At 47.0% G+C, this 10828-nt stretch carries 17 protein-coding genes, 1 tRNA gene and 1 CRISPR repeat array; of the genes, 7 read left to right on the top strand and 11 right to left on the bottom strand.

The features are described 5' to 3' along the window. Positions 1-87: 87 nt before the first annotated feature. Entirely contained in the window at positions 88-324 is a 237-nt protein-coding gene (locus B7L70_RS10385) for a sulfurtransferase TusA family protein (RefSeq protein ID WP_081227989.1), read from the top strand. 61 nt (positions 325-385) lie between these two features. Next, a complete protein-coding gene (locus B7L70_RS10380) occupies positions 386-859 on the top strand; it encodes an 8-oxo-dGTP diphosphatase (RefSeq protein ID WP_081227986.1) in 474 nt (157 codons plus the stop codon). Positions 860-1010: 151 nt separating this feature from the next. On the opposite strand, the gene B7L70_RS10375 is transcribed toward B7L70_RS10380, so the two are convergent. Then, complete coding sequence (locus B7L70_RS10375; RefSeq protein WP_081227983.1) at positions 1011-1547, bottom strand: hypothetical protein; 537 nt, start codon at positions 1545-1547, stop codon at positions 1011-1013. A gap of 84 nt (positions 1548-1631) precedes the next feature. Beyond that, positions 1632-1929: a CRISPR direct-repeat array (repeat unit 23 nt; unit sequence GTTTCAATATTCCTCTGAAATCA). A 342-nt stretch (positions 1930-2271) separates the two neighbouring features. Here B7L70_RS10375 and B7L70_RS13540 point away from each other — a divergent pair. The 5 genes from B7L70_RS13540 (at position 2272) to B7L70_RS10355 (ending at position 5131) form a co-directional block, all read left to right on the top strand. Next, positions 2272-2418 carry a hypothetical protein gene (locus B7L70_RS13540; protein WP_162009161.1) on the top strand — a complete coding sequence of 49 codons (147 nt, stop codon included), beginning with the start codon at positions 2272-2274 and terminating at the stop codon, positions 2416-2418. Positions 2419-2458: 40 nt separating this feature from the next. Then, positions 2459-2638 carry a hypothetical protein gene (locus B7L70_RS13055; RefSeq protein WP_143701624.1) on the top strand — a complete coding sequence of 60 codons (180 nt, stop codon included), beginning with the start codon at positions 2459-2461 and terminating at the stop codon, positions 2636-2638. A 585-nt stretch (positions 2639-3223) separates the two neighbouring features. Next, entirely contained in the window at positions 3224-3865 is a 642-nt protein-coding gene (locus tag B7L70_RS10365; RefSeq protein WP_081227978.1) for a hypothetical protein, read from the top strand. Further along, the gene (locus B7L70_RS10360; RefSeq protein ID WP_143701623.1) at positions 3865-4623 is read left to right on the top strand and encodes a phospholipase D-like domain-containing protein; all 759 of its coding nucleotides are present in this window, start codon (positions 3865-3867) and stop codon (positions 4621-4623) included. Before B7L70_RS10365 ends, B7L70_RS10360 begins: the two co-directional genes overlap by 1 nt. Before the next feature lie 94 nt (positions 4624-4717). Then, a complete protein-coding gene (locus B7L70_RS10355) occupies positions 4718-5131 on the top strand; it encodes a hypothetical protein (protein ID WP_081227972.1) in 414 nt (137 codons plus the stop codon). A 76-nt stretch (positions 5132-5207) separates the two neighbouring features. On the opposite strand, the gene B7L70_RS13535 is transcribed toward B7L70_RS10355, so the two are convergent. The 10 genes from B7L70_RS13535 to B7L70_RS10310 form a co-directional block, all read right to left on the bottom strand. Beyond that, positions 5208-5363 (bottom strand): hypothetical protein, encoded by a 156-nt coding sequence (locus B7L70_RS13535; RefSeq protein ID WP_162009160.1) that lies wholly within the window; start codon positions 5361-5363, stop codon positions 5208-5210. A 254-nt stretch (positions 5364-5617) separates the two neighbouring features. Beyond that, positions 5618-6061: a hypothetical protein gene (locus B7L70_RS10350; RefSeq protein WP_081227969.1), complete on the bottom strand. Its 444-nt coding sequence runs from the start codon at positions 6059-6061 to the stop codon at positions 5618-5620. Between the two features lie 6 nt (positions 6062-6067). After that, positions 6068-6499, bottom strand: coding sequence for a hypothetical protein (locus B7L70_RS10345; RefSeq protein WP_081227966.1), 432 nt, complete (start codon positions 6497-6499; stop codon positions 6068-6070). A gap of 71 nt (positions 6500-6570) precedes the next feature. Continuing rightward, positions 6571-7017, bottom strand: coding sequence for a hypothetical protein (locus B7L70_RS10340; RefSeq protein ID WP_081227964.1), 447 nt, complete (start codon positions 7015-7017; stop codon positions 6571-6573). 671 nt (positions 7018-7688) lie between these two features. Next, positions 7689-9095, bottom strand: coding sequence for a YncE family protein (locus B7L70_RS10335; RefSeq protein WP_081227962.1), 1407 nt, complete (start codon positions 9093-9095; stop codon positions 7689-7691). 307 nt (positions 9096-9402) lie between these two features. Further along, positions 9403-9663 carry a hypothetical protein gene (locus B7L70_RS10330; RefSeq protein ID WP_162009159.1) on the bottom strand — a complete coding sequence of 87 codons (261 nt, stop codon included), beginning with the start codon at positions 9661-9663 and terminating at the stop codon, positions 9403-9405. 129 nt (positions 9664-9792) lie between these two features. Then, positions 9793-9870 (bottom strand) — tRNA-Arg (locus B7L70_RS10325). Between the two features lie 69 nt (positions 9871-9939). Beyond that, positions 9940-10374, bottom strand: coding sequence for a polyketide cyclase (locus B7L70_RS10320; protein WP_081227956.1), 435 nt, complete (start codon positions 10372-10374; stop codon positions 9940-9942). A 50-nt stretch (positions 10375-10424) separates the two neighbouring features. Further along, positions 10425-10553, bottom strand: a complete 129-nt coding sequence (locus B7L70_RS14185; protein WP_255408861.1) for a hypothetical protein — start codon at positions 10551-10553, stop codon at positions 10425-10427. Between the two features lie 49 nt (positions 10554-10602). Next, the coding region (locus tag B7L70_RS10310; protein ID WP_081227951.1) for a hypothetical protein at positions 10603-10828 on the bottom strand (226 nt) is incomplete at its 5' end.

Raw genomic sequence — 10828 nt, 5'->3', positions numbered from 1 at the left:
GTACAGCTCTTTAAAACCAGTCTCTAATCAGTTAATTGTGGTGTAGAAATTAAAATTATATAAGCCCTGGTTCTCCATCCATGTGATATGGAGAGTACGGTTGATGTTAGAGGTATGCAATGCCCAACGCCTGTGACCATGGTTGCAAACGCGGTGTCTAAGGCGAAGGTAGGGTCAACATTGACCATATTGACTGACGACTTCATATGCTTCATGATGATACAGAGAATACTCAAAATACTCAATGTTGAGATTAGGGAGACGGTGCAAATTGACGATAAGAACTACAGAATAATCGTCGCAAAGAATCGCGAAATTACGTAATACGGATTGCCACGGAAAATTAGCGATTTTAACCCAGGCCTGGAATAATTAGGTTCGGATTATGATATTCATAGAGACCCTCGTATATATCGTAAGGGATAATAAGGTCCTATTGATTAGGAAGAAGAGAGGATTGGGCGCCGGGTTATACAATGGGGTTGGTGGTAAGGTTGAGGAGGGAGAGGGCATTGTTGACGCGGCGATTAGGGAGTGTGAGGAGGAAATAGGCATAAAGCCCATGAACCTTAGGTGGTCTGGCCTGTTAGAGTTTTGGAATTATGAAGATGATAAAGTTGAGTCGGTGCACTTTGTTCATGTCTTTATAACGGATAGCTTTGACGGAAAGCCGATAGAGACCGAGGAGGCTGAGCCATTATGGTTCGATATCGACAAGATCCCCTACCACGAGATGTGGGAAGATGATAAGTTATGGCTGCCCAAGGTGCTCGAGGGTAAAAGCATTTATGGTCACTTCGACTTCATCAGATGGAAACTCACTAGGTCTGAGGTCTACGAGTTGAAACCTACGGAGTAATCAGAACCGTGTCATTAATCATCACGAACCACTTAAGCGGCTAGGTAGTTAAATCCCATTGCGATGAATTCCTCCAGTACTGACTTATTGATTAGTCCAGCCACTGAGCCGGTCTTACATGAACGACTCCTCAAATCATGAAAGCGAAAAATCAATACGCATATACCTGCTCAATCCATGACCACGGCAATAACCTATACCACGCCCAACCTCTACGAGGTGCATTACTCATTAATGCACTTAACATTCCATGGGCAGCAGAATCTCTGCTTAATAATTCATCAACGCTAGTGTTTATATGAACTACGTTAATATTAATAATGCTTAATAGATAGATCAGCGGCATTATTAAGAACAGGAATATTAGACTAGCATTTCTCATAGTAGATTTATCATAATGCATGTGGGATCCACCGTCCGTAGCGGCGAATGTGGATCTTGGCGGTACTACTAGATACATGGCTGGCGCCTTCGGATGTATATGAGGTCCACTCTCGAAGTATATAAACCCATACTTAGGCTCCCAATACCAAGCTTCAACAAACCAAAGCAACGAACCAAGGTCATAATACCTCCTGGTCAATACATTCACACTGGCGGGCAACTTTGTGCTGATAGTCCTCCCATTGTGCGGATAATAAATTACTAATGATGACCCAGGCTCAATCGAAAACGGCAATGAAGACATCATAAGTACCAAACAACCTAAACATAAAATACTAATATTGAAAGTAAAGAGAGTAATTGTTTGACAATGCTCGCCTACACCATAGTTTCAATATTCCTTTGAAATCATCGTAAAGCACGATAGCGTCTATAAGGTGCCCTACTTCGTGATTGTTTCAATATTCCTCTGAAATCAACGCGAGGGCTTGGGCGAGCTGGGGGATTTGGCGAAAAAGGTGCAAGTTTCAATATTCCTCTGAAATCAGCTAGAGGCAGGACAGGTGCGAGTTGAGGGTGCGTTGCATATAGAGTTTCAATATTCCTCTGAAATCAGCTAAAATTGCAATCTGGAGTGGAGGGACGACATATGAGGTCACTCGTTTCAATATTCCTCTGAAATCAGCCGCAGTGTTAGTTTTTGTTTTGGGTTTTAAAGTTTTTCCTCCCCGTTCCTCGGGCTTCGTGGGAACATATTTCTGCTCCTAGTGCCTATGGTTCGTGCCTGTTCCCACGGTTTGTTTTGGGAATTGAATTGTTGTTCCCACGGTATTTCAATTCTCAGGGTAACGGTTTGTTCCAACGATAAATGGTCAAAAGTCAAGTGTAGAGGATGCACGAATTCGTGCAAACCACACGGAAAGCCTGGCAACGAAAACGCAACGTGGGTGTTCGCGAATTCGTGCATTGGGTGATGAACTCATTGCACGGTCTTGTGAAACTCTTTAAAGCAAGAGCCTTAGCGATCGATGATTAGGCTAGTCATCGGTAGGCTCGACTATAGGGGAGTTAATGAACCGCCAGCAATCACGTTCAAGGAGTACGACGGCTCGGTTAGGCTAGATGGCGTGCCAGACATGGAGCTTAAGCCCCTCACTAAATTAATAATTAATTAGGTTATTTAGTGCATTAGGTATCCAGTTCGATACATCGAACGTGAAGAGACTCGGTGACGTGTTTAAGTACTGCACGCAGCGCTCGTGGTTTAGTGGGTTCATAAGCTTCGTTGATGATACCTTGCCCGGGAACACAATAATCACCGTGCCTGTGCCAATGATTGAGCCCATGCTCAATAGTGGGCTTAGCACTGGCCCTCAACACGGGCATCGAGGTTGAGCTCTACAGCGACTTGTGGTCACTAATAACTGACGTGCTGACCTACACCGTTAATTCCCGCCGACTCATGCTCAGGCCGGTAAGACTTAGCCCGAGGGTTTCCTTAGGCACTGGATGTGTCTAGCTTAGTCTCTGGCACCGAGGTTAAGTGCACTATTGCTGACGACGGCTTGCATTAGTTTTGACTTGTGGGGATTGTGATTGTAGCTCATTACACCCACGGTAAAGCTTTATAAATAGGAGCTTATCATAAAATATATAGAGAATATGAGTTCCTCCCTACACACCTCGGGTCTTTCTCCCAACCCCAATTCCAGGCAAATCCGTGACCGTGACCGCGTGCGCGTGTTCCTTTACTCGATTGCTGATTATGTGGCAAACCGCGTGATTGCTGGCGATATATCGAAACACTCACTTAATGCGGCTATCTAACATTATAAGTATAGAGCAGAAACTCAAAGAAGACTATGCAGTGACCCCAGCGATGTCCCTGTATCGTGCTTAACAGCCGTTATTCGCTTCACTGGATTAGAATATAGGAGGCCGGGGAAATACGATACCGTACTCACGAAGGTTATTGATTACATGTTCCTTAAGACCGCGTTGGCTAGTGCCACGGACTTTATTATACCGGCCAAGACCGAGTTCTGCGTGAGCATGCCCGAGATTGGGGGCATCATATGCGGTGAGCCGGACCTACTGATCTACGACTTAAAGGGCAGGGCCGTGCACATTGTTGAGCAGAAGACTGCGCCTACGTTCGATGATTACTCCCTATTTGTTAGGAGGGCTGCTATACAACTTGAGATGTACTCCTGGCTATTCAACGAGTACTATGGCAGGGATACTGATTGGTTGAAGGCGTACATCGTCATTATTTACTACCACGCATCAGTTAATTTACAGGCGAGGACCGAGGTCATCCCATTATTCATACGCTTATCCAACAATATAAGGGATTTAATGATTGATGCATACAACGCATTGATAAGTAAGGGATTGGTCACAGTTGATGAGTGCCGACTAGCCAAGCTCATCTATGGGGAATACGCAGATTGCGGTGATGGTGGTACGGTTTTAATAAGTGCGCCAAAGAAGAAAATCGAGGTTAATTGGAAGGCTAATACTCTCTTCTTCAAAAAATGGAGAAGAGTAAAGCGTGGTGGGAGTACGCCAAGTAATGAGGTTACGACTAAGGAGGGGGTGAGTACAGGGGTGACTCAGTAATGAGCAGTGAGAAGCCTGTTTTGTTTTCCTTGGATTCCCAAAGTGCCGAGGTGATCTGTGGTAGGGCGATTGGTGATGAGGTTTTAAGGAGGATTTATGACCGTGATATTAAGGAGGTGGTCATTGTGAGCCCGTGGATAAGCCCCGAAACAGCATCGCGAATTAAGGAATTAGCCAAGAGGGTTAGCGTAACCCTAGTGACCATGAACGACCCACAGAGACCACCCCACCAAGCCGCACTATCCTCACTGTACGAGCTGGTTACTGAGACCATTAGGCCGATGCGAGCATGGCTCATAGCACTGGGAGTACTGATGCTCATACTCATCCCAATCTCGGCAATCGCAGCCGCAACGTACCTCTTATTACATGTACCGACCAGCTACGTAACGCCGATCTCAGTAATTGTGGGTGCTACAGTTGTGGGCTCCATCATCGGCGGTATCGTATCAATACTCATGGGCATGGGCAAGACGAGGACAGTCAGGGTAATGCCTCTCAAGGGGTTATACATACTCCCGAACATGGCAAGGCTGCACTCAAAGATGATAATACTCCCTGACAAGGGGGTTGTGGGGCTCGGCAGCATGAACATCACAGGTGGTGGGCTCCATGGCAACATTGAGTGCTGGACTTGGATACGTGACGAGAACATTACGAAGAAGGCGCTGGAGTTCGTGAATTGGCTAGCGACGCAAACCACATACGTACCACAAACTACGGCACAGACCATAGAGATTGAACGCGATATTGAGTGATAATGCCGCGCCTAATCACAAGCTTAATCCAGTAATGGCTAGTGATAGCCTCTCGTGTCTAATTTTATATACCCCGAGGCGTGTCTAGCAATAGATGACTAACTCACAAACCAAGGCACTACCCAAGTCTGCGTCTCAATTATACGGGGTGATTAAGATAAGGGATGTGTGGTTGAACGAAATGGGCGATGGGGCAAGCCTCATATGGGACAATAAGGCAGGGAGGTGGAGGAGGATAGATGAGCAACTCCATGATTTAATGATCACGTGGGGGTGGCCGTTTGGACGTGATGCCAAGATGGTTGGTAGCGAATCATGGGGTAAGGACCTATTCCCATTCGTTATTGATTACTACATTGCAATTAAGTGGGAATTGATTGAGAAGCACCACCTAGAGTGGGCTGTGGTTGATAGGCTGGAGGCGTCTAGTGTTGAGGATTTACCATTCATAATTGATGTTTATCATGATGAGTTGCCAATGGATGCCCTCGCATTGGGTAATGATTAAATGGCATAGTGACATTGCTCGAGGAATGACCCACCATGTGCCATGCGATTTGGAACTAGCCAGGGAGGATTAATTATTACTCCTCAATGATTACCTGCCACCTCGGTTTCCTCTCAAACTCCTCAAGCACGTAGTTAGACAAGCCCAACTCCTCAATGAGCCTCATTGGGAGGGCAAACCACCTGTCAGACACGAACCACCTACCACCACCCTCGAACCAGAACTTCCCCATCACGGGCCACCCATGCTTTTCAATCTTGACCAGTACCCTGAAGTCCAGTGGGTCCCAATCGTTTTCCCCGGGTTCCAGATGCGGAACTCGACACGCCCTCTCCCGTCCGCTGGCACCCTGTCCCTGATTTTGACTACCCCGTACATGCACATTTTCAATACGCCCCCAATATATAAGATTATCAACGGGACGGAGGGTAGGGCTATTATGTAGTCAAGACCGTGCTGGTTTAGTAATGCCCTCCGGGGACTGGCTTAATTAGGGCACTCTGGCGGTGTCCAGCCCCAGTTCCTCCTTAACCTATCAACCATCTTATCAACCAATCGCTTATTCATCAGTGAGATGGTGTAGACACGCCCACCATAAGCCACACGCATGTTGTAACTCCTGTCCCTGGGGTCCCACTCAATACAAACCACATTACCAGCAACAACCACGTCCCTCGGTATGAAGACCCTCCCCCTCCTATCACCCCTCTCGATAATCAACCCATCCACAGTGAACGTGGCAGTAACTATACGGCGCAGCATCATGATGAACAACACGCCATCGATTACGCCAAGGACTATTGATAGGTAGAGGCCCACGTTGGCGGTGTACGCTGCAATAATGATTGTGAGGAAGGACAGGGCGAAGACGTCTAAGAGCACGTCCTCGGGCTTTTGGGGACCAGAAACCCTCGCGACCACCCTACCCATGGGCAATCACCACCAACACTCCGGTGGCACCCAGCCCCAGTGCTCCCTCAATTTATTGACCAGCCTGTTATACTGCCACTTGCTCAATGGTATTGTGTAATCAATTGAGCCGTGGGTTACACGTAGCTTCAAGACCCAACGCGTCCTCATAATGCAGACCACGTTATTATTAACAACCGCATCCCTCGGTAAGGAAAAACCACCCCTCTTACCACTAACGAGCAACTCATCCACTGTGAATGTGGCAACAACAGTGCGTGGTAGTATTATGATGAATGCCGCGGCAATCGCGATTGAGGCAAGGACCGCCGCAATCATAATGAGGAGACTTGCCTCCTGAATCGTGAAGACCGCGATTACGAGGATTCCCGTGAGGATTGCGGAGACGGCGTAGGCGAGCCAGGTGCTTGAGACTACCATCATGATCACCCTACCCATAGACCCACCTTAATGTGGAGACACGTCTTGGGGTTAAAAGCATTGTTTAATCAGGGATTGGCAGTACCCAATTAGGGCGTGTTTGGGCATTGGGGTGGTGTCCAGCCCCAGTGTGTGGTTAATGCGTTGATTAACCTATCATATTGTCTTTGGTTTAGTGGGATTGTGTAATCAAGTGAGCCATGGGTCACGCGTAGTCCTAGTCCCTTGGGTGTATTCCTAATACAGACTATGTTACCATTAATAACCACGTTTCTCGGCACTGTAAAGCCCATTCTACCCCTAACAACCAAACCATCCTCAGTGAACAAGACCCCAACTACGGGATTCCTGCGTAGTATCACGTAGGTCACCGCAATGGCGATTGCGATGAGGATTGCCATAATCACTATGTCGGCGAATATTTCCTGAGGTGGGATTGTGAGGACTGCGATTGCGAAGATAGCTGTAAGGATTGCGTAGAAGAAGTTGATGAACACAAAGTTAAGATTCCCCACCCTCCAAATCACCTTACTCATAAACCCACCTCAACGTAAAGATACACTTCGAGTTTAAAAGCATTGATTGAGGATTGACTACCGCAAGGCCGTGCATTAACTCCCTTAAAAATCAATGCATCAAATCCTGGTGCAGATTTCCAAGCCGAGAATTATTAGCCATAAATGAGGAAAAGGCTGTTCACTGTTACCTAGCACGCCTAACCGCGGTAGAGGCCATAACTGAGTAAAACCCTGAGCACAGCCTAATGCTACCGCCTAAACCCACATGCCTTAGTGGCAATGTGGCAAGAGCCGAGGAGAAAACTTACCAACGCTCACGCCAGTAAGGCCGGCGTGTAACTCTTCATGTACTTCTTTACTTGCTCCCTATCCTTAGCGCACCCACAAGGAGTCTCTGCCTCGATAACGATGTTCTCAACATCATAATCAGCCTTAAGGCGTATGTGAGCCTCCTCAAAAAAAGCTAAACATCCTCAATACCAGATAAAGCACGCCCAACAAACCACTTTACGTAAACCTCAGGCTCTTGATAAGCACACATAGCCTATTTATTGATTTTCTAACCCGGAAATTCGATTAAGGCGTTTGTAAAAATCCCACGTGGGGGGTTGCGGAGAACTGGCACGGCGTTTAGGCAGGCACTGAATGAGACTTGGTTGGGTTTGATTTTGGGTAACCACTGTTTAGAGCTATGGCTTTCTATGTTTAATCATTAACAACGCAACAACCAACACCACAACAACCACAACCACCACAACAACCAAGGTAGGCACCGCACTGGGTGTCGGCTTCGTCGATGTCGACGTAGTGGGCGTGGTAACCGAGCTAATCGAGGAACTATTAGTCGAGACGCTCGTCGATGTCGACGTACTCGACGTAGATGTGCTTGTCGTAGTGGGCGTGGTAACGGTTGTATTCTGTGACAATGTGAGTGCTGTCCAGTTCCATTGGTCTGTGACTATGTACTGCGTTCCGTTGTAGGTGAGTAGTGCGGCGTAGACGTAGTAGGTGCCTGCTTGGCTGACTGGGTAGGTGAAGTTGAACGTGTTGAGGCCTGGGTTTATGGTGAAGTAGGTCACATTGGATGGGTTGTAGGGACTAGCGAGGGAGGGGTTGCTGGTGACCCAGAGCTCTATCTCGCCTGGAGTCGGGCTGGTCACTGTGCCGTTGACTGTGACCGTGACCACAATACTCCCGTTACTCGCCGAGGACTGTAGGTTGTAGATCCAGGGCTCATGCCTAATGAAGGTGGCTGTGTTGTAGCCTGGCTGTAGGTTCACTGTCATGCCTCCCCAGTACTCCGTGAGGTTAAGCCCAGTGTTTGGGTAGTGGTAGACCTCGAGAGTGTAGGTTCCCGGAGAGATGTTGTTGAAGTTCAAGTAACCGCTTGAGTTCATGTAGGCAACCTCACTAAAACCGGAGGAATTGTAGAGGACTCCAAAAACAACACCAGGCACGGTGGTGGCGGGCCTACCAAGAACATTGTAAACTAGGACAGTCAAGGAAGATGAAGAAGGCGGAGGCGGAGTATTAGTGACCTGAGTGGATGTAGAGATTACACTAATGGTGCCCGAACCAGAATTGGTGACGTAAATGTAACCGTTGGATGGGTCATACGCAACCCCCCATGGGTCTTGTCCAACGGTGATGGTTGCAATAACAGTGTTGGTTGCACCATTAATCACCGAAACAGTGTTCGGACCAAAATTGGCAACGTAAATGTACCCGTTGGATGGGTCATACGCAACCCCCTCTGGCCCTGATCCAACGGGGATGGTTGCAATAACAGTGTTGGTTGCACCATTAATCACCGAAACAGTGCCCGAACCAGAATCAGCAACGTAAATGTAACCGTTAGATGGATCATACGCTATGCCCCATGGCCCCCTAGCATTACTTGTATTCACAAAATTTCCATTTATGAGGGTATTGCTTATAAGGTCTAGAGTATATTTTACGTACCCACCTGGATTGTTCTGACCACTATTCTGAGACCCGTAAGCCGTAACTGAAAGTCCGAAGGCTGAAAGCAGGATTGTTATTGAAACGGCTATCATCACAATTAATCGACCCCTCTTAGCCATCCTCCACACCATCACAAACTATTTATGCATCCCCTTTTAAAATATTTCCTAAGGTTGGGTGGACATGGCGTGAAAATAATCATAAGGCGAGTGTGCAATGCCTGGTTTGGTCAAAATTGTGCGTTTTTGGGTGACATTCACAATGAAACCAAATAAACCTCTGCTTTCGCTTTCTTCACCATAGGATTCAGTCCTACCAGTGGCTCTAGTGAATGGTGGGTTCATGATTACTAGGTCGAATTCATTGGGTATTGTGAATACCCCTCAACCTCTCGGCTTTCGCAAAATCCTCAATGTCCTCCTCACCCACATGCCAAGTCTACTGGAGCATTGTTATGTAATCCCCAAGGTACTCCTTGATTAAACCAAGCAGGAACTCACGGAACTCCGGGTCCACCCTAGCCGTTGCAATCACCCTAACCGCATCATTGAGGCTAGCCCTAGCCTCGGGCACAATGCCTTTCAACAACAGCCTCAACTCATCCTCGGTGACGTACTTCAACGCCTGGCACAACAACCCATCACCAGCCCTGGCTCTCCCACTCCTAACCATCCTGAGGTAAGCACCAGTCACGCCCAAATCCCTAGGCTTAACCCCTTACGCTCCCTAACAAACTCGATAATCGACCTCCTCTGCTCCTCATTTCTTGGGATAGGTCTAGCAGATTGTAATCCACCATACGTCCCTACTGAGAACTGAACACAAAACTGGCGGCCCCGGTGGGATTTGAACCCACGACCTACGGCTTAGGAGGCCGCCGCTCTATCCTGGCTGAGCTACGGGGCCGATAATTTTGTTGGTCCAGTCCTTTTTAATCTTTTACTTCATTGTGTGGACCGAGGCTTCATTGATTGTTCATGTTGTGGTTTCGGCCTCATTCACAATCCTTAATAATGCATTGTTGGCGCCCTCCATGAAGTGCCTCTTGATCCATGATTTCATTAATACAAATAATGGGTTAATGTTGACACTCCATTGGCTGATTATGGTGTTATTACTTATGTAATTAATTACGTAACCTCTTATTGGACCTTTTATGTAGTTTATTGTGACGCGTTTATTCTCGTTATCCACGAATATCCTAGCCATGCTTGTGTTATTGGGCCCTGGGAATGCGAATCTTATCTTGACTATGTAATTACTTCCATCATTACCGACCACGCTGATCTCCCGATGACCTCTCCAATACTTGGGCATATCCTCCACCTTACTCATGATCTTCCACACCCTATCCCCTAATTCATCACGAAAGGTTTGCTTAACCGTAAACTCAAGACCTAATATCGACATTAATAACCATGAGACCTACTGATTTAAAAGTAGTTTTCGGTAAAGCCTGTCTACTTGTAGGTCGAAAGTTCTTCGAGGCTTTTACCCTTGCCTTCAACGCCTATTAGCACACCTGCTATTGCGCCGATTATCATTATTACCGCCATTAATGTAAAGGCTATCAGTGCTGCATACGGCAATGGCTTAAATGTATTAAAAAATAAGTATATAATGCTGTTAAAATAATGATTACTGTTTAGATTCAACCTCCCTAGGTCTCCTCCTCTCTCGCTTCTCGCTAATTCTATTCCTTAATAAATTAACGTGAAAATCCAGCTCACCTATACTGAGCCTCTTACCAACGTCCTCACCATACTTAAGCAGCTCCTCTGCATAGTCGAGATCAACGGATCTACCCCTGGCTATCAACTCCTGCGCGGTGTATACGATGCATTCCACAAGCTTCTCCTTAAAC

Source organism: Vulcanisaeta sp. EB80 (assembly GCF_002078205.2).
This window is presented reverse-complemented; position numbering and strand designations above follow the sequence as displayed.

Bases quoted from the DNA above. Each gene is read 5' to 3' on its own strand.
- B7L70_RS10335 (WP_081227962.1), bottom strand. From the start codon at position 9,095: ATGGTGTGGAGGATGGCTAAGAGGGGTCGATTAATTGTGATGATAGCC.
- B7L70_RS10375 (WP_081227983.1), bottom strand. From the start codon at position 1,547: ATGTCTTCATTGCCGTTTTCGATTGAGCCTGGGTCATCATTAGTAATT.
- B7L70_RS13540 (WP_162009161.1), top strand. From the start codon at position 2,272: ATGATTAGGCTAGTCATCGGTAGGCTCGACTATAGGGGAGTTAATGAA.
- B7L70_RS10350 (WP_081227969.1), bottom strand. From the start codon at position 6,061: ATGGGTAGGGTGGTCGCGAGGGTTTCTGGTCCCCAAAAGCCCGAGGAC.
- B7L70_RS10355 (WP_081227972.1), top strand. From the start codon at position 4,718: ATGACTAACTCACAAACCAAGGCACTACCCAAGTCTGCGTCTCAATTA.
- B7L70_RS10320 (WP_081227956.1), bottom strand. From the start codon at position 10,374: ATGTCGATATTAGGTCTTGAGTTTACGGTTAAGCAAACCTTTCGTGAT.
- B7L70_RS10360 (WP_143701623.1), top strand. From the start codon at position 3,865: ATGAGCAGTGAGAAGCCTGTTTTGTTTTCCTTGGATTCCCAAAGTGCC.
- B7L70_RS10380 (WP_081227986.1), top strand. From the start codon at position 386: ATGATATTCATAGAGACCCTCGTATATATCGTAAGGGATAATAAGGTC.
- B7L70_RS13535 (WP_162009160.1), bottom strand. From the start codon at position 5,363: ATGGGGAAGTTCTGGTTCGAGGGTGGTGGTAGGTGGTTCGTGTCTGAC.
- B7L70_RS10345 (WP_081227966.1), bottom strand. From the start codon at position 6,499: ATGGGTAGGGTGATCATGATGGTAGTCTCAAGCACCTGGCTCGCCTAC.
- B7L70_RS10365 (WP_081227978.1), top strand. From the start codon at position 3,224: ATGTTCCTTAAGACCGCGTTGGCTAGTGCCACGGACTTTATTATACCG.
- B7L70_RS10385 (WP_081227989.1), top strand. From the start codon at position 88: ATGGAGAGTACGGTTGATGTTAGAGGTATGCAATGCCCAACGCCTGTG.
- B7L70_RS10340 (WP_081227964.1), bottom strand. From the start codon at position 7,017: ATGAGTAAGGTGATTTGGAGGGTGGGGAATCTTAACTTTGTGTTCATC.